This window comes from Bradyrhizobium sp. F1.13.3 (assembly GCF_040548265.1).
In the GTDB taxonomy this organism is placed as follows: domain Bacteria; phylum Pseudomonadota; class Alphaproteobacteria; order Rhizobiales; family Xanthobacteraceae; genus Bradyrhizobium.
The window spans coordinates 335230-352470 of record NZ_JBEPRI010000005.1 but is presented as its reverse complement, the minus strand read 5'-3'; the positions used below and the strand labels follow the sequence as shown (position 1 = coordinate 352470).

20 protein-coding genes and 1 tRNA gene are annotated in these 17241 nt (G+C 61.4%); 17 read left to right on the top strand and 4 right to left on the bottom strand.

The genetic code is table 11. The features are described 5' to 3' along the window. The first annotated feature begins 13 nt into the window (after positions 1–13). The 4 genes from ABIB66_RS16910 (at position 14) to ABIB66_RS16895 (ending at position 2682) form a co-directional block, all read left to right on the top strand. Positions 14–409, top strand: coding sequence for a His-rich protein BRANT (locus ABIB66_RS16910; protein ID WP_354208632.1), 396 nt, complete (start codon positions 14–16; stop codon positions 407–409). Between the two features lie 389 nt (positions 410–798). Next, on the top strand, positions 799–1194 hold the full coding sequence (locus ABIB66_RS16905) for a hypothetical protein (RefSeq protein WP_354208677.1): 396 nt from the start codon (positions 799–801) through the stop codon (positions 1192–1194). Between the two features lie 287 nt (positions 1195–1481). Beyond that, a complete protein-coding gene (locus ABIB66_RS16900; RefSeq protein WP_354208633.1) occupies positions 1482–2189 on the top strand; it encodes an outer membrane protein in 708 nt (235 codons plus the stop codon). Positions 2190–2439: 250 nt separating this feature from the next. After that, positions 2440–2682 carry a hypothetical protein gene (locus ABIB66_RS16895; protein WP_354208635.1) on the top strand — a complete coding sequence of 81 codons (243 nt, stop codon included), beginning with the start codon at positions 2440–2442 and terminating at the stop codon, positions 2680–2682. A gap of 39 nt (positions 2683–2721) precedes the next feature. Here ABIB66_RS16895 and ABIB66_RS16890 read toward each other — a convergent pair whose 3' ends face one another. Together ABIB66_RS16890 and ABIB66_RS16885 are read right to left on the bottom strand one after the other, a co-directional pair. Continuing rightward, entirely contained in the window at positions 2722–2976 is a 255-nt protein-coding gene (locus ABIB66_RS16890; protein WP_275168356.1) for a hypothetical protein, read from the bottom strand. Positions 2977–3279: 303 nt separating this feature from the next. Next, the gene (locus ABIB66_RS16885; protein WP_275168355.1) at positions 3280–3654 is read right to left on the bottom strand and encodes a hypothetical protein; all 375 of its coding nucleotides are present in this window, start codon (positions 3652–3654) and stop codon (positions 3280–3282) included. 102 nt (positions 3655–3756) lie between these two features. Between ABIB66_RS16885 and ABIB66_RS16880 the strand changes: the two genes are divergently transcribed. The 10 genes from ABIB66_RS16880 (at position 3757) to ABIB66_RS16835 (ending at position 11099) form a co-directional block, all read left to right on the top strand. Beyond that, positions 3757–3921 carry a hypothetical protein gene (locus ABIB66_RS16880; RefSeq protein ID WP_275168354.1) on the top strand — a complete coding sequence of 55 codons (165 nt, stop codon included), beginning with the start codon at positions 3757–3759 and terminating at the stop codon, positions 3919–3921. Positions 3922–3994: 73 nt separating this feature from the next. Continuing rightward, a complete protein-coding gene (locus ABIB66_RS16875; RefSeq protein ID WP_354255053.1) occupies positions 3995–4180 on the top strand; it encodes a hypothetical protein in 186 nt (61 codons plus the stop codon). Between the two features lie 167 nt (positions 4181–4347). Continuing rightward, positions 4348–6045 (top strand): methyl-accepting chemotaxis protein, encoded by a 1698-nt coding sequence (locus ABIB66_RS16870; protein WP_354208636.1) that lies wholly within the window; start codon positions 4348–4350, stop codon positions 6043–6045. A gap of 254 nt (positions 6046–6299) precedes the next feature. Next, positions 6300–7013 carry a class I SAM-dependent methyltransferase gene (locus ABIB66_RS16865; RefSeq protein ID WP_354255052.1) on the top strand — a complete coding sequence of 238 codons (714 nt, stop codon included), beginning with the start codon at positions 6300–6302 and terminating at the stop codon, positions 7011–7013. 102 nt (positions 7014–7115) lie between these two features. Further along, positions 7116–7475, top strand: coding sequence for a c-type cytochrome (locus ABIB66_RS16860; protein WP_354208639.1), 360 nt, complete (start codon positions 7116–7118; stop codon positions 7473–7475). Positions 7476–7522: 47 nt separating this feature from the next. Next, on the top strand, positions 7523–8953 hold the full coding sequence (locus tag ABIB66_RS16855) for an outer membrane protein assembly factor BamB family protein (RefSeq protein ID WP_354208640.1): 1431 nt from the start codon (positions 7523–7525) through the stop codon (positions 8951–8953). Positions 8954–9027: 74 nt separating this feature from the next. Continuing rightward, complete coding sequence (locus tag ABIB66_RS16850) at positions 9028–9441, top strand: GFA family protein (protein WP_354208641.1); 414 nt, start codon at positions 9028–9030, stop codon at positions 9439–9441. 181 nt (positions 9442–9622) lie between these two features. Further along, positions 9623–10354 (top strand): Crp/Fnr family transcriptional regulator, encoded by a 732-nt coding sequence (locus ABIB66_RS16845; RefSeq protein WP_354255051.1) that lies wholly within the window; start codon positions 9623–9625, stop codon positions 10352–10354. Positions 10355–10357: 3 nt separating this feature from the next. Next, positions 10358–10585, top strand: coding sequence for a DUF6894 family protein (locus ABIB66_RS16840; RefSeq protein WP_275168346.1), 228 nt, complete (start codon positions 10358–10360; stop codon positions 10583–10585). Positions 10586–10904: 319 nt separating this feature from the next. Continuing rightward, the gene (locus tag ABIB66_RS16835; RefSeq protein WP_354208644.1) at positions 10905–11099 is read left to right on the top strand and encodes a prolipoprotein diacylglyceryl transferase; all 195 of its coding nucleotides are present in this window, start codon (positions 10905–10907) and stop codon (positions 11097–11099) included. Between the two features lie 152 nt (positions 11100–11251). Here the strand turns inward: ABIB66_RS16835 and ABIB66_RS16830 are convergent. After that, a tRNA-Thr gene (locus ABIB66_RS16830) sits at positions 11252–11317 on the bottom strand. Positions 11318–11348: 31 nt separating this feature from the next. Here ABIB66_RS16830 and ABIB66_RS16825 point away from each other — a divergent pair. Both ABIB66_RS16825 and ABIB66_RS16820 read left to right on the top strand, forming a co-directional pair. Beyond that, positions 11349–11663, top strand: coding sequence for a hypothetical protein (locus ABIB66_RS16825; protein ID WP_354255050.1), 315 nt, complete (start codon positions 11349–11351; stop codon positions 11661–11663). Between the two features lie 30 nt (positions 11664–11693). Beyond that, positions 11694–12200: a hypothetical protein gene (locus ABIB66_RS16820; protein ID WP_354255049.1), complete on the top strand. Its 507-nt coding sequence runs from the start codon at positions 11694–11696 to the stop codon at positions 12198–12200. 116 nt (positions 12201–12316) lie between these two features. Here the strand turns inward: ABIB66_RS16820 and ABIB66_RS16815 are convergent, their stop codons facing one another. Next, positions 12317–14332 (bottom strand): hypothetical protein, encoded by a 2016-nt coding sequence (locus tag ABIB66_RS16815; protein ID WP_354255048.1) that lies wholly within the window; start codon positions 14330–14332, stop codon positions 12317–12319. A 1079-nt stretch (positions 14333–15411) separates the two neighbouring features. Here ABIB66_RS16815 and ABIB66_RS16810 point away from each other — a divergent pair. Next, positions 15412–16851, top strand: coding sequence for a DUF1254 domain-containing protein (locus ABIB66_RS16810; RefSeq protein WP_354255047.1), 1440 nt, complete (start codon positions 15412–15414; stop codon positions 16849–16851). The last annotated feature ends 390 nt before the right edge of the window (positions 16852–17241 follow it).

Here is a 17241-nt window from a genome sequence, read left to right as displayed (position 1 = left end):
GAGGAGACCAACCATGTTGAAGACGATTTCCGCAGCCTTGCTCGCAGCTTCCGTAATCGCGGCCCCGGCCTTCGCAGCCGAGACCGGCAAGACCACGACGACCACGCCGGTGATCAAGGCGGACCAGAGCCAGACCAAGGTGTCGACCACCGCCGCGAAACCCGACGCCGGCCTCAAGGCTGGTGCCAAGGCTTCGGACGTCAAGGCTTCGGACGTCAAGGCCGACGCCAAGGTGGATGCCAAGGTGGACGCGAAGTCGAAGGCGATGAATGCCAACGCCGCGGTCACACCCGACGAGCACAAGACCGTGCGCACGCATCGCCACCACCACAAGCATCTCTCAGCGAAGAAGTCGCTGAAGACGCAGCCGGACGTGACCAAGCCGGCGACGATGGACAAGCGCAGCTAACCACTGATCCTGCGCGGCGGCGTCCTAGCATTGCCCCAGCCGCCGCGTGAGGAATTCAGGCCGGCCCGTTCGTCACGCCTTGCGCGAAAGCTCGAGGTGCTGGCGGCGGGCCGGTACGACCGTGATGATGCCCGCGAGCAACGTCCCAGATTTGGCGGCCGCAACCAAAACCTCGAAAACAACCCCATGCACAGTAGCCGATGCTAGATAAATCAATGGTTTGACGGGTGGCTCATCTGCGGATTTTACGAAGCCGTTTGACTTGTCGGGCAAAACACCTGTAGACAATGCATCATTGCAACCTTGGGGCTGGAACGTCTCCGAGACTGATCGAGCGGAGAGCGTGAGCGGTGCGGCGACTAGCGGAACGCGCAGTGAGCTTGGCGTTGATGCTGGCACTGCCGCTGGCGCTCACGGGATGTTTCGGCAGCGGCGGTGATCGTCCGGCTCTGATGGAGGGGACCCAGGCCGGAGGCCCACAACCGTTCCCGGATAATTTCCGCGGCGATACGCTGGCCTTGATGCGCACCTACCTGAACAACCCCGTCGGCGTGCGTGACGCCAGTATGGCCGAGCCGGTGCAGCGCGAGGTCGGCGGCCGGCAGTTCTATGTCAGCTGCCTGCACTTCACCCCACGCGAGACCGACGGCACCTACAAGGCCATGAGAGAACGCGCCGTGATCTTCGTCAACGGCCGGGCGGACCGCGTCGTCGATCGCGCCAACGAGCTGTGCGCGGGCGCGGTTTACGTAGCCTTTCCGGAACTTGAAAAGATGACGCGGTAGCGCAAAGCCCACCTTCATCGCCGGGTGATAGAACAGAGCCCGCCGGAGTTGCGGGATCACATTTCGGCGAGCTTTGAACGGGGTGGCTTTGCGTTGCGACTAATCGGTACGGCAGGTTGCAGCCGACGGAAAAAAACCGTCGGTACCAGCCTGCGGGACGGAACAAAACGGCGTTGTTGCCGCTCCGTCACAGTCACGAACGATCAACGTTCCGGCATCGCCGCGAAGCAACCCAATTCACGCCACGTTGTTTCCTGAGTGTCGTAATTGAAAGAACGGGGATGATCATGAAGAGGATTTTGCTGGGTGCAGTTGCCCTGCTTGCGCTGGCCGCGCCGGCTGCCGCAGCCGACATGCAGGCGCGCACCTACACCAAGGCTCCGGCCTACACGCCGCCGCAGGTGATCTATAACTGGACCGGCTTCTACATCGGCGGCCATGTCGGCGGCGCCTTTGCCGGCGACAGCAGCTTCCAGTCGAGCGACGCGCGCTTCCTCGGCGGTGTCCAGGGCGGCTTCGACTACCAGTTCGCGCCCAATTGGGTCATGGGTGTCGAGGCCCAGTATTCCTGGCTGCCGACCAACAACAGCGGTGCCACGTTCCCGCTGGGCACGCAGGTGACCTCCAATACCGACCAGCTCGGCTCGGTGACTGGCCGCATCGGCTACACCTGGGGTCCGACGCTGCTTTACGCCAAGGGCGGTTATGCCTGGCGCAACGGCGGCCTTGGCGTCAATATCGCCGGCGTTCCGCAGACCTTCACCGCCACCGGCAACAGCAAGGACGGCTACACTGTCGGCGCTGGCCTCGAATACATGTTCGCGCCGAACTGGTCGGCCAAGGCCGAGTACCAGTATTACAACTTCGGCAGCACGACGATCACCTCCGGTCCGGTCGACGTTGTCGGCGTCCGCGGCCGGGAGGACGAGCATACCGTCAAGGTCGGTGTGAACTACCGCTTTGGCTGGGGCGGTCCGGCAGCCTCGCGCTACTGACGCGCCACCAATGACCACGAACTAACAAAGGCCGGCTCTCGCCGGCCTTTCGTTTGCCCGGCCCTCGTTGGCGAGATTTGTTTGCATTGCGTCAACCATCTGGCGCGTCATTTGCAAGCAAACTTTCTGGCGGGCGCGTTCTCACGCGCGTCATGGAGCTCGGGTAAAGCAAAAATAATTTTTGCCGCTTACGGAACTCGCGCGCCGGAACGCGTTATATGACGATTACCGGGCTGGTGGGACGACGGACATGCGTATCTTGGTGTCGGCAGTGGTGCTCTCGTGCTTCCTCGGTTTGCCGTGCGCTGCCCAAACAATCCTCAAATCCGAGCCTCTGATGCTGGCACCCTATGAGGTGGCCTTCGTCAAGGATGCCTCGTGCTCTTCCGGCAAGGTGCTGAAGGTCACCGGCGCGATCCGCGGGCTGCATCGCCGGAAGGCCTGCGTGGCTCTGGCTGGCGAGCAGGCCTCGCTCGCGACCGCAACGCCCTGAGATTTTCCTGAGCTCTGGCTTCCCGACTTCGAGCTGTCCTCAGGAATTCAGCTCAAGCTCCATCCTGGCCTGGCGATCGGCCTCGGCTTTGTTCCGGGCCGGGTCCTCACCCTGTGCGGCCCGGCACGGCTTGATCTCATAATCGTTGTCGAGCACCCGGCGGGGCCCGGGACGGTTGTCATCCGCGGAGATGTCCACGACGAGGCCACTTCGCTGCGCGAGCCTCCAGACGTCGGCCTCGTCAGGATAGGCCTTGCTGATCTGGGCGTCGTTGCAGAACAGGGCGTAGGGCATTCTTCCCGCTCCCGGAAAGCGCATTAACGACTTTGCGGGGGAGGGGTTCCGTTCGTCGGTCGATCACGCGGCCGTGATCGAAGTCGCGGGGGCCTGAGTCCTTAACGAGTCCTGAATCCCGAAAAAAAGAATCCCCGGGACTCGTTTGGCGGAATCAGGGGATGTTTTCGGGCATGACGACCGACCTGAAAACCTCTTGCAGGCACATGCTGCTGCCCCTCACGCTGGCCCTTTTCGGCGCCTGCGCGGCCAATCTCTGGCTGGTGTGGTCCTGGCTGTAGCCCGCGACGGGAGGCCCCGGCTTTACTTGTCAGCCGGCGGACGGGGGGAGGCGTCGCCGATGGCGGCGCGCAGTTTGGTCAGGGTGGCCGCGCAATATTCCTCGCGCTCGCGCTCGAACCGCTCCTGATGCTTGCGGAAATTGGCGATGCGGGCCTGCATCTCGGTGCGGACGTCGTGGCTCGCCATCCGCGGCGGAGGCAGAGGTAAGGGCTGCGGCGGAGCGGCCTGAAGTGGCTCGGTCTCGACGACGGTGTTGGCGGGGACGATCTGCACCGACACGGCCACTGCCGCCGTCGGGATCTCCGGTGGATGCAAGTCATCCTTTTTGCCGGTTACCGATTGGACGAAGGCCATTGTCTGCGCAATCAGCGCGTCGCGTTCCGCGATCCACTTCATGGTGCACCCCTGTTGGGGCTATTCCAGCAAAGCTGGCCAGCCGAATCAAGAAGGTGTTGGGCTGGGGATTGCATATTTTTCCCGACCGCCCGACAGTGGGGAATGGATGCCAAAGCAGACCATTCGACCGAAGCGGAGGGCCTGAGACTCGTCCGCGCGTTCCTGTCGCTGCCGCCCGACAAACGGGCGGAGGTGATCGCGATCGTTGAGGAGTTGGCCCGCGCCAAACGCCGTCCCGAGGAGGGCGCCGACGTCTCGCCGGTGTGAGCGCTAGCGCTCCCGCGGATTGAGGTTGGGCTCGAACGGGGCCCCGACCACCCGAACTGGCGTCGGAGCGATCATGCCGATCGCCGACGCTTCTGCCTGCTGCTTTGCCGGAGCCGGTTCGAACAGCGCAATTGCTCCAGCCAGTGCGCTACAGCACAGCGTAACGGTCGCCAGCAGAAATATGTTTCGGTTTTCTTCCCTGATCCGCATGGACCGACAACGACTGACGCCGGCGACCGGTTCCGGTTTTCCACGCTAGGCTCGCACCCCGAATAGTCCGAAGCTTACGCGAAGCTTACGGCGAAAGCCCAAATAGTTAGTTTTCCGTAAGACTACTCGGGATGTTTGGCATCAAATCTTAACGTCAGCTGGTTCCAATGCACGGTGCTGGGAATATGCCCCGGCGGAAATCACTGGGGCGCTGCAATGAGCGTTTTGAACAATCTGAAGATCGTGTGGAAGGTCGCGCTGATCGTGGCCGTGATGGGCTTTGCCATGGTCGCCGTCGCGGGCTTCGGCACGCGCGAACTCTCGGCGACTGTCGACGGCTTCGCCGAGCTTTCCGCCGCGCAATCCTCGGCGCTCAACTTGACGCGAGCCCAGCGCCGCGCCGAGACCTATCATGCCGCGCTCTATGCGGTCTTCACCGAGGCGACGGAGGCGGGCAACGCCAACCGCCTCAAGGCCGCGACCCAGAACCGCGATGAAATCCGCCAATACCTCGACGCAGCCGAGCAGGACGATCCCGCGCGCGCGAGCCAGATCAAGAGCATCGGCGACCAGCTGAAAGCCGTATTCGCCGGCTGCGATCCGGTGCTGAAGGCAGGCTCGCTCGCAAGCAGCCCGGAAGAGAACGCGACGGCATCCGAACGCGCGCACAAGGAGTGCGACCCGGTGATGGATGCGGCCCTGGGGCGCATTGCCCAGTTCGTGGGCGAAACCGCACAGGCGGTTGCCAAGCGCAAGGACGCCATCAACCGCGACGCCAGATCCGCAACCTGGACCGTGATCGGCGTCAGCGCCGGCGGCCTGATCCTGGGTATCGCGATCGCGCTGTTCATCGGCCTCAATGCGATGTCGCGGCCGATTGCCCGCCTCAAGCTCGCCATGGAGGGCCTTGCCCGCAACGATCTCGAGACCGAAGTGCCCGAGAAGGACCGCCGCGACGAGATCGGGGACATGGCCAGGACGGTCGAAATCTTCAAGACCAACGGGATCGAGGTCGAACGCCTCAAGGCTGCGCAGGTCGAAGTGGAGAAGCAGGCCGCCGATCAGCGCAAGCGCGACATGGTCAACCTTGCCGACGGCTTTGAGCGCGCGGTCGGCGAGATCATCGAGACGGTGGGCTCGGCGTCCACCGAGCTCGAAGCGTCGTCCTCGACGCTGGCCACCACCGCGCAACGTGCGCAGGAACTGACCTCCGTCGTCGCGGTCGCCTCGGGCGAAGCCACGGTCAACGTGCAGTCGGTTGCGACCGCGACGGAAGAACTGTCCTCTTCGGTTAACGAGATCAGCCGGCAGGTGCAGGAATCCGCGCGGATGGCGGGCGAGGCCGTCACCCAGGCCCGCACCACGACGGAGCGCGTCAGCGAGCTCTCGGTTGCGGCGACGCGCATCGGCGATGTCGTCGAACTGATCAACACCATTGCCGGCCAGACTAACCTCCTGGCGCTCAACGCCACGATCGAGGCGGCACGTGCCGGCGAGGCCGGCCGCGGCTTTGCCGTCGTCGCCGCCGAGGTGAAGACGCTGGCCGAGCAGACGGCGAAGGCGACTGGCGAGATCAGCCAGCAGATTTCCGGCATCCAGACCGCGACCCAGGAATCCGTCAACGCGATCCGCGACATCTCCGCGACGATCGAGCGGCTGTCGGAGGTGTCCTCGACCATCGCCGCGGCCGTCGAGGAGCAGGGCGCCGCGACCCAGGAGATTTCGCGCAACGTGCAGCAGGCCGCGCACGGCACCCAGAAGGTCTCCACCAACATCGCCGACGTGCAGCGCGGTGCGGCCGAGACCGGCTCGGCCTCCTCGCAGGTGCTTTCCACCGCCAAGATGCTGGCGACCGACAGCAACCGGCTGAAGGACCAAGTCGGGAAATTCCTCCACACGGTGCGCGCCGCCTGAGTCAGCGCGGCGGCTTTCGTCCGCCGCGCTACGCACTCATCGCGCCAGCAGAAATCCCATTGCGAATGCGAACAGCACGGCCGTCATGACGATGGCCGCCGCCGCGCCGGCGGCGATCCTGGCCTTCTCTTTGGCTGTGGTGGGGCGCATGGGACCAGACGCGACAGATGACGTAAGCAGGTTCGCTTACGGACCGTTTCGGACCGCTCGCTTTGCCTGTATAGTGCGGCTGCGCCGGAATTCACATCCCGTCCATGATCTCCAAGCGTTCACCCGTGCTCGCCCATGAGCGGTTCGTCGCCGACCGCGATAATTTCGCGGGCCTCGATCTCGCCGCGCGGTTCGAGCGGATCGAGCAGACCAACCTGTGGGGCGCAGCCAGTTCGGTGTCGGGCCTCGGCTCCGAGGATCCCGCGACCGCCGCGATCCGCGAGGCGCTTCCTGCACTGCTGCAACGGCTCGGCGCGCACTCGCTGCTCGATGCGCCCTGCGGCGACGCGGGCTGGATCGGCCGCATCAAGCTGGATATCGACTATACCGGCATCGACATCGTGCCGTCGCTGATCGCGGCCAATCGCCAGCGGGTGGCTGGCGGCGAGTTGTCAGGCCAATTTCTCGTTGCCGACATCACGCGCGATGCACTGCCGCGCGCGGATGTCGTTCTGTGCCGGGACTGCCTGGTGCATTTGAGTTTCGGCAATATCGCCCGTGCCGTCGCGAACTTTCGCGCCAGCGGGGCGCATTTCCTGTTGGTCACGACCTTTCCCGAATGGGACGGCAATCGCGATTGCGAGGACGGCGACTGGCGGGCGCTGAACATGGAGAAGGCGCCGTTCGACTGGCCGGCACCGCGCGCGCTGATCAACGAGCGTTGCGAAGAAGGCGACGGCGGCTGGCGGGACAAGAGCCTCGGGCTGTGGGCGATGGATGAACTGCCCGATGGTGTCCTCACTGCCCGGGGGATATGACGGACGCGAGCGGAACGTCCGTTGCGTCAGTGATTGCCGTCGCGCTATACTTTGGGTTGCATGATGCCGTCTCGCATTGCGGTGACGATGCCGGAGCACGCCATGAGACCGAGTGTTGTCGTGGTCGCCATGCTGGTCTGGTGCTGTGCGCCCGCGCTGGCGCAGCAGGACGGCGCTGCGCTCTACGCAAGCCACTGCGCGCAATGTCACGACGGCGGTGATGGCCAGAGCCGTGTGCCCGGCCGCGGCGCCATGCAGGCGATGTCGTTCGATCATGTGCTGGGAACGCTGACTTCCGGCAGCATGGCGGCGATGGCGAAGGACCGCAGCGACTCGGAACGGCGCTCGATTGCTGCCTTCGTCACCGGCAAGGCCGCGGTGGGCGACAATGCAGTCGATGCGGAGGGACGCTGCACGCAGCAGGTCAACTTCTTTCCGCAGCCGCTCGATGGTCCGCGCTGAATGGCTGGGGCGTCGACGCTGGCAACAGCCGCTTCCAGCCGGCCGACATGGCCGGCCTGACCGCGGAAGAGGTGCCGCGCCTGCGGCTGAAATGGGCTTATGCCTTTCCCGGCGCCTCGGTGTCGTTTGCGCCGCCGACCATCCTGGGCGGTCTGCTGTTCATCGGCGGCGCTGACCGCAAGGTGCACGCGCTCGATGCGCGAAGCGGCTGCACGCGGTGGACGCTGCCGACCGATGCCGCGGTGCGCGCGGCGATCAGCTTCGGGCCGCTTCCCGGCACCGGTCAGTTCGCGATCTTCTTCGGTGACTTGCGCGCCAATGCCTATGCGGTGAACGCACTGACTGGCGCGCTGATCTGGAAGACGAAGATCGAGGAGCATCCGGCAGCGCGCATCACCGGAGCACCGACGCTGCATTCCGGCGTGCTCTACGTCCCGGTCTCCTCGCTGGAGGAGGCCGCCGGTTCGCAGGCCAGTTACGAATGCTGTACTTTCCGCGGCAGCGTGGTCGCGCTCGAGGCAGTGACGGGCAAGCCGGTGTGGCAGGCTTACACGATCCCCGAGGTGCCGCATCCGACCGGCAAGAATGCAAGAGGCACGCAGCTGTTCGGCCCGTCCGGCGCGGCGGTGTGGTCGGCACCGACGATTGATCCGAAACGCGACGCCGTCTACGTCGCGACCAGCAATTCCTATTCGAATCCGCCGGCCGCAACCGCCGATGCGGTCCTCGCTTTCGAGCTTGCGACCGGTAAGCTGCTCTGGAAGCAGCAAGCGACCCCGAGCGACGCCTTCATCGTCGCGTGCTTCGGCGCGGACAAGACCAATTGTCCGGAAGATCACGGGCCTGACCACGATTTTGGCCAGTCGCCGATCCTCGTGACCTTGCGTGACGGCAGGCGCGTTCTCGCCATCGCGCAGAAGTCCGGCGTCGTGCACGCGCTCGATCCTGATGATGGTGGCAAAATCCTGTGGCAGACGCGGATCGGGAAGGGCGGTGCGCTCGGCGGCAGCGAGTGGGGCTCGGCCGCCGACCAGGATCGCATCTATGTCGCGAACTCCGACGTGCGGTTCCTGCGCGATGGTACGCGGCGGCTCGATTCCACCCAAGGCGGCGGTCTGTTCGGCCTCGACCTCGCCAGTGGAAAAATTGCGATGGAAGTATCTCCTGTCGCCTGTGGCGATCGCCTCCAATGCAGCCCTGCGCTCTCGGCTGCCGTGAGCCTGATCCCCGGTGTCGTGTTTTCCGGCGGCGTCAGCGGCTTCCTGCGCGCTTACGCGACAGCTGACGGAAAGCTGTTGTGGGAATACGACACGGCGCGAGACTATACGACGGTGAACGGCGCCCCTGCTCATGGCGGCGCGATCGACGGCCCCGGGCCGATCATCGCCGGCGGCATGCTCTACACTAATTCCGGCTACGGCCAGTGGGGCGGCGTCGCCGGCAACGCACTGCTGGCGTTCGAGGTTGCGAAGGAGTGAGGGTCCGTCCTGGATCGCCCTGCGCTCCAGCCGAGCGACAGAACCCGTCAGCCAACTGAGAGGAAGGAGTTTCGATGATCGGCGCGAGATGTCGTTGCGGCGCTCTGGCGCTGTCGCTTCCAGGACCGTCCGGCCTCGTCGTTGCCTGCCACTGCATCGACTGCCAGCGTCGAACCGGCGCGCCGTTCGGCGTCGGTGCGTTCTATCCGGCGGAGGGCGTTGCGATCTCGGGGGCGTCGAAGGAGTACGTCCGGACAGCCGCAAGCGGCGGCCAGGTCCGTAGCTATTTTTGCCTCGAGTGCGGTTCGACGGTCTATTGGAAGGCAGACAATCTGCCTGCGATGATCGGCGTTGCCGTCGGCGCGATCGCGGCTCCGAACTACCCGGCCCCCATCCGATCGGTTTTCGAGCAGTCGAAACATGCCTGGGTGGAGATATCAGGTGCTGAGCACTTCCACCAAGGCAGCGCGCCGAAGCATTCGAAGTGAGAGTTGCGCGTCAAATTTTGCGCCAATGCTTCGCGGCGGGATGAATTAACGCCGTTCCCGTTCGGTTCCCGCCGAGAGGCGTTGGAATTTGCGGCAGCCCCTCTGCTTCGCGTGAGACAATAGCTAGTGGTCCGGATTGGAACGAACGTCACAAAAACTCGTTTGCCGACCGGAGCTAACGATGAATAACGCGGAAATTTTCAAACCTTTCTTGAAGCGGTTGCGGGTCAGCACCGAAATTGATGAAGAGGACGAGGTCGCTATCCGTGATCTGCCAATCACGGTGAAGCGGATGGCTGGCGGTCAGCCGGTCGTTTCTCTCGGAGATCGACCTTCGGCATGCTGCCTTGTCGTTGATGGCTTCATCCTGAGATCCAAGATCGTCGGCAATGGCCACCGCCAAATCATGGCCTTTCACCAACCCGGTGACATTCCCGATCTGCAGGGTCTCTTTCTCCATGTGATGGACCATGACGTCAGCACCCTTGGCGATAGCGTTCTCGGCTTCATTCCGCATGCAGCGGTGCGTTCGCTGATAAGAAAGCGGCCCAACGTGGCTCAAGCGCTTTGGCGCGATACACTGACTGACGCCGCGATCTTCCGGGAGTGGATTTGCAACGTCGGTCAACGCGAAGCCACAAGCCGCGTGGCGCACCTCGTGCTTGAGCTTTACACCAGATTGAAAGCGATCGGCCGAGCGGACGGCCTATCCTTCGATTTTCCGGCCTCGCAGGCACTCCTCGCCGACGCCGTTGGCACGAGTGTGGTTCACATGAATCGCGTCGTTCAGCAGCTGCGTGCTCAGCGCGTGTTGGACTTGGAGCGGGGACGAATATCGATCCTTGATGAAGCCAGGCTGCGCGAAATAGCAGACTTCGATGTGCTTTACCTTCATCTCAATCCGTCGCTGTGAGCCATGAAGTTTTACTTCGACATCAAGGACGACTTCTTTGCTGCGGTCGACGAGGATGGGATGGATTTGCCCGGCCCAGAAGCCGCCGAAAAAGAGGCGATCGCGATGGCGACCTCCATTGCCAGGGACGTCGCGTCGGCAAAGGGGACGCAGGTCCTTATTACAGTCAGGAACGAGAAGCACCCGCTGCTCGAGTTGAGTGTGACGGTCGCTCGGAAAGCTCTGACGTGATTGCGTCGGAAATCGATTCTAGGCGTCGTTAGCCCCTAAGGACATTCAAGAGACCCTTGGGCCGCTGCTGACGATGAAATGGCTGAAGGACGAGCATGGGTCTGCCACGAGCGCAAAGGTGATGGGCTTGGTCGTTATAGATGTTCCTGTTTTTCAGTGACAGGACCATCGTGATTCAAACAATCGTATACCGCGCCTGATTTGCGGGGGCGTTGCAGTTTAAGTGGGCTCATTGCAACGAAGTTCTTGCGTGCGGTTGCTCACAGATGGCGCGATGGCCGTATGGCACTGATGTCCAACTCTCAAAAGGGGATCGGTAATGAGCCGTGACTGGACGATTCGGTGGAAGGGCCTGATCTTTGCTGGCCACGGCGTGATGCTTGCACTCGCCGTGAACAAATTTGTTTTCGGCGGACCAGGTTGGAGCAAGTTCCCCGTGATGCTCTTCCTGGCGGTAGTCTTTGGCGTGATCGGCCATCGCATTGGACGAAAGCAAATGCGCGACAACGTTTGACGTATACGACTTCTGGACCCAAGCTTCACGGTGAGGACAATTGTAACGCACCACGGCTGCCCCGTCGTGAAAGCTGGTGCATCGACAAATAACCGAAAGTTTCGCCGACTACCCTGGGTAGGGCCCGCTAAGTTGTCGATTCCGGCGGCGAATGGTGCCGGCTGAGGGGATTGAACCCCCGACCTTCGGTTTACAAAACCGCTCTTCTGTAAACAGGCTATCCCATGGAGGGGGTGGAAAGCGCAAAATTTGTTGACGGTACAGGAGGTTAATCCGGCAGGCCCTTTGGGAGGCAATAACAACGATGCCGTCCTGGGTGCCCTGCAGGTTTCATGGATGATCTCCCAACGAAGCTCCGCTCTGGTGAATATGCTCGCCTTGCGCTCCGATCGCTGGGTTCCTGATCCCGCCCCGGAACGTGTCGGTTGGCGCGTCTATACCTGGAAACCCGACGAGGTGAAAAACAAGCGCGAAATCAAGCTGAGCGTTCCGCCTATTGCGATCGAGATCCTCGAAAGAGTGGCGCGGTACTCGAAACAACAGTTAGGCGCAGTGTCGGCCTGAGCGTTTCCGCAAGATCGCAACAAGTATTTTGTGCGCGCTCTTGCCGCGAAACAACGCAACGATAATCGCGCACCGGCCTACTTGGACAAGGCGATTACCCCTTCCTCCCTCAATCACGCGCTTGATGCCGTGGCAGGTCGCAAACCGGGATGGCCGGATCTGCTTACTGTTGTCGGGCTGCCGAACCGGATTGGCCCTCATGACGAGCGTCGGTCGGTCACGAGTTTCTTTGAGAATTTCGGGGAAGGTGCATATGCATCCGCGCTTCTGGATCATCGCGTGAGCGGCGCAGACAAAATGTCGCGCGAGGTCGCTGCCATTACCCAGACCGTCTACAGCGCCGCCGACCGCGTCGTGTTCAAGGCCGAAGGCATGCTGATGTGGATGGAAGCGGTGTTGCCGGCCTACGAAGCTGCAAAGAAGGACCCCCGCTTGGCGAAGGCAGTCGAAATGCGAAAGGCCGCGTTGGCGACGAGGTTGCCGGACGAAAAGACGAGAGGGCGAGCCAAGGCGCGTTCCGCGAGGGCGCTTGCCTAAATCCTTCCGGTGTGGGTGTAGTCGCCAGGCGCGGGTGATCTTTCCATCCCTGATCCAGAAGTGGGCACCACATTTTCTGGGGCACCCACAAAAATGGATCTTTCAATTCATCTCGTTCAGTACCTTTGGACCTTGCCCATGCGCGGCGGCTTTACCGGGCCCGCTACTCCGTAAATGACCGTGATGCCCGAACCTCCACCCCATGTCGAAGTGGGACGAAGAGGGTCAGGCGCGGCGGCTCCGTTGAGATCATTCCAGTTATTAGCCGCCCAAACGTTGCCGGCCGCATCAATTGATACATCGGTCAGCATTTGGATGCTGCCGCCTCTGAAAACGTGGATGGCATCGCCAGTCTTCGTACCCGCCGGATGACTCGTGGTGTTGTCACCCGCCATCAACACGACACCACGGCCCCAGAAATTGCCGATCCAGACGTCGTCGTTACCGTCGATATTCAAGCCCCACGGCACACTGACTGCTTTGTTGCCGGTGAAGCCCATCGGAGCAGGCTGGGAGCCGTCGGGACGGATCATGTTGACGACGCCGGTGACCATCTTGGGGTTGGTCTCGAGGACCTTGAGCATGTGTCCCGCCGCGATCTTGAATTGCTCCATGATAGACGCGCCGTCGGGAATGACCGGCGGGGGGAGGTCGAGCGACATATTGCTGGCCACCCAAGCGTTCCCCTTACTGTCGAGCGCGAGAGCACGAACACCAATCCCGGCGCGAAATGTTTCCGTTTTAGAGGGATCACCGGCGTCAAACCGGACGACGGTGTCCGACTGAGAGTTGCTGACCCGAACCCGATTTTGGCCATCGACGACGATGTCGAAGGGAGACTTCAGACCGGCGACTTTGACGATCCGGCCGTCCTTCACCCGCCCACCAGGAAAGTGCAGCAACTGATTGTCGGAGCCATCTGCAATCCAGACATCACCGCCTGCCGAGACGCCGATGCCCATGAGGCCAAGAAATTTCTCCTTGAAAGGAAAGTCGCTCTCCATGGCGCTGGGGCGACCGTCGAAATCCATCACGAAAATCTTTCCGTTAAAACTCGTGGTCCAAACCCTATCCCGCGTCACAGCGGTGCCCCAGCCGACTCCATCAACACCCATCCCGGTGAAGCCCGTGATTGGTGGCGAGAGCGCGGTTCCGGCGGGCGAGAGTTTGGCCACACCGCCGCCGGTACTTTGATTGACGCCAGACTGCGAACCGGCCATCCAATTTTGTCCACTCCAAAGATTGCCCTCGGGGTCGAACATCAGACGACCGGCCGAGTAAACCCCGCCGCCTGCGAAGCAAAGCGAGAGAGCGAAGTCATCGGGGACGTAAGCCAAGTACGGCACGAACGGCGCCTTGCGTCGGGCGCCGTCCTTGGGTTGCGGGTAGGCTTCATCGAACAACGCGTAAAGTGTCTTTGGGTCTGCCCAGGGCTCGCGGGCGATGCTTACCATCGCTTCGAGCGTGGTCTTCGGCGTCACGCCGCTGCTGGTGGTGGCGGCCTTGAGGAAGCGGGCTCGCCAATCATCATTACCTGCGGTCGCAAACGCCGCAATCAGCGAGCCTAGAGTGTTTAGGCTTGCAAGTGTGGTGGTTTGCGTGCTGTTGAGCGGATCAAGGAGCACCTTGCCCCATGCCCCGGTGGTCGGATCAACCAAGTTTGGAGCATTTCCAGCGGCGATGCGTAAACCGAGTGGATTGCCAGAGATGGAGTCGCCCTTGATAAATTGGGCGGCAGTAAACGCCGACGCGACGGTAGTCATCTCGTTGATGACGACCTGCGCGGGAGGATTGTTGCCCAGCACGCTCAACAGAGTGGTCGCCGGATTGTCGCCGCTGCCGGTTTTAGTACCTGCGCCACCTTTAGCAATCACATACAGGACTACGTCCTTGCCGGGTGTTTCGTCAGTTCGAAGCTCAAATCGGCCGTCACTGTCCGATCTTGCCTGAGCCAACTGCTTGGGTTCGCCCGCACTCGCACCCCACAGGGTGATGGTCGAGCTTACGAACGGTCCACCGCCGGCCTGGACCTGGCCCGCGACGCGCACCGAAGCGGCAGCAGTCTCGCAGGCACATGCGAGTGCGAAGGTCAGGATCGCCAGAACCAAGGGCACTTTGGCAAATTTGATCACCGGAGGCTCCCCTTTTCCAAAGTTGCTCAACGCAGTCACCGGCAATGAGCGGGGTGTATATTCGAGCTTGTTATTGTCTCTTGCCAGGCCTCTTGTTCGATAATGCCTCTCGGTAATCGCGACTATGCGAAAACGGCCAAACGTAATTCCCGGTATCGAATTCGCGGCCGCGGCGAGCCAATCTGCGGTTGCTAGGATTTTTCCCACGGCCGAATTTGAGTAGTCATTTCAACACTGCTCGAAGGGTGAACGCATCCCATTCACTCTGGGGGCGAGTGCGAAGCATTATCTAGCGGAGATGAAAGTGCCTTGGAGCAAAGTCTTCGCCTTCGAAGATCCGCAACTCTACCAGCCGCGATCCGGGCTGGAGACTGGAAAAGGTTTCCCACGAAAGAGGACAATTCCGCGCCGAATTGACTCAAATGGTGATGAACAAATTGTGGATGCGGCGCTTTAGCGAGGAGTTGCCGCGCGTCCACAAAGGAGCAATCAACTCCGGCCGCAAGGTAATTACCTTTCCTACGGAACGTCAGCCGGAGGTGTACAATCGTGGAAGGCTGCTGTCGTTTAGTTAAATGCAGGCATGCTGCTGTGGATGGAAGCGATGTTGCCGGCCTACGATGCTGCAAAGAAGGACCTACGCCTGGCGAGGGCGGATGAATTGCGAGAGGCACCTTGGAAATGGTGTGGTAGATGAGAAGACGAACGGGCGAAAGGCGCGTTCGGCGACGCGGTTGCCTCGGCTTAGGCTACCGAGGTCATGATCCAGAGGCGGCGGCCCCCTCGATAATGATCCCGTCTTTTGGTTGGCGGACGCCGCGCGGAAGCGCTCGCGCGCCTTCATCTTGACCTTCGCCGGGCCCGGACGACTGATGAGAGCGCTGAACCAGTCAAAAACCAGTTGTTGAGATATTCTCCGGGCATCGCGCGAATCTCGAGTTCACACTCCAGGGTCATTCGCGCCACCAGAAGCGAGCCTGAGCTCGCCGATTTCGCATAGTCAGCACTCCAAAACCCTGGTTATTGTGCTTCCTGTCCGAACGTCATTGACGAGGCGAGAGACGGAAGGAAGTTGTTAGATGCTTACAAAACGGGAGTTGCTCCGCTCTGCTGCAATCGCGGGGCTCGCGTCCGCTACGTTGGTATCCACTGACGTGCATGCCCAAAACAGACCGGAATGGCCGAGTATTTTTGAGGCGAAGGACATCGCCGAAGAAGGTTTCATCTTCGGCTTGCCGCTCGTGATGAACTATGCGGTGATGCAGGAATTCGCGGTTGATAGGAATTCGGGGCAGTTCAAGGCGCCTTTCAACGAAATCAACAACCAGCATCGCGTCGCTACCCCGGAGGACACCGCTGTCATTACCCCGAACAGCGACACTCCTTACTCGTTGCTCTGGCTGGATCTCCGCGCTGAAGCAATCGTTGTCTCGGTCCCGATGACTGAAAAGGACCGTTACTACTCGGTCCAGTTCATCGACGGCAATACCTACAATTTTGGCTACATCGGCACACGAGCCACTGGGAGCGAGGCGGGTGACTATCTGCTGGTTGCTCCGGGCTGGAAGGGTGAAACGCCCAGCGGGGTCAAGCAGGTCTTTCAATCAACGACCCCGTTCGCGCTCGCGATTTTCCGTACTCAGCTCTTCAATCCTGGCGATATGTCGAACGTCGAGAAGGTTCAGTCCGGGTACAAGGCGCAGCCGCTTTCTGCATACCGTAGACAACCCGCGCCGCCCGCCGCGCCCCCGATCGACTTTCTTCCTGCCACCACGGCTGGCATCAAAGGTAACTTTTTCCAATATCTCGACGCGGCGCTGCAATTTGTCCCCGAGACAGCGAGAGACAAATCGATCCGTGCGAAACTTGCAAAGATCGGCATCGGGCCCGGCAAGACTTTCGCGTTCAAAGATCTATCGGTCGAACACAAAGCCGAAATCCTTCTGGGGATGAAGCGGGGTGAGGAGAAGGTAGACTCATGGCTGTCCGCCGGAAACAAAAACGTCGACGGCTGGAATGTTGGTTCGTTCTTTGGCGACGAGACCTTCTACAACGGCGATTGGGTCATGCGAGCGGGCGCTGCCAAGGGCGGCCTATACGGCAATGATGCTGTCGAAGCCATGTATCCCTATACCCGAGTGGACGCGAGTGGTGAGCCGCTCGACAGCAGCAAGCACAACTACACAATCACCTTCGCGTCGGGCCAGCTGCCGCCAGTAAATGCGTTCTGGTCAGTTACGATGTACGATGGCAAGAGCCAGCTACTGGTCAAGAACCGGCTCAATCGGTACCTCATCAACTCTCCAATGATGTCGACAATGAAAAAGGACGCGGACGGCTCCCTGACGCTGTACATTCAAAAGGACAGTCCCGGCGCGGACAAGGAGGCGAATTGGCTCCCTGCGCCCGATGACAGGATCTATCTCGTGATGCGCCTGTACTGGCCAAACCCTATGCCGCCGTCGATCCTGCCAGCTGGCGAAGGGACGTGGAGGCCGCCCGGTGTGAAGCGTGTCTGATGGAAGTCATGCGTCGATAGAAAATTATCTGCTGCGGGTCGAAATGCGAAGAACTCAGCGCAGGGTGGCCGCTTTTTTCTTCAGCGAGGAGATAGGCTACTGACAGCCCCTTGGCGGTATGACGGAATGAAACACACTTGGTACGTCACTTTCGAAGTTCCGCCGGATGGCACGGTCTCGAGACGGCGACATCCCCGCTTAACCAAGACGTTTGAAACCGAATCAGAAGCCAAGGAGTTTGCACGAGCCAAGTTGAACGGCGGATTGATCGTTACGGCAGGGACTATCCTCCCGCACCAGCCAAGAGCGTCAATCCCGTCGGAGAATATTCCGGTCTGGCTCGAAGCTGACCAATTACATGACTAACCATCGGACAGTAAACCGGGATCT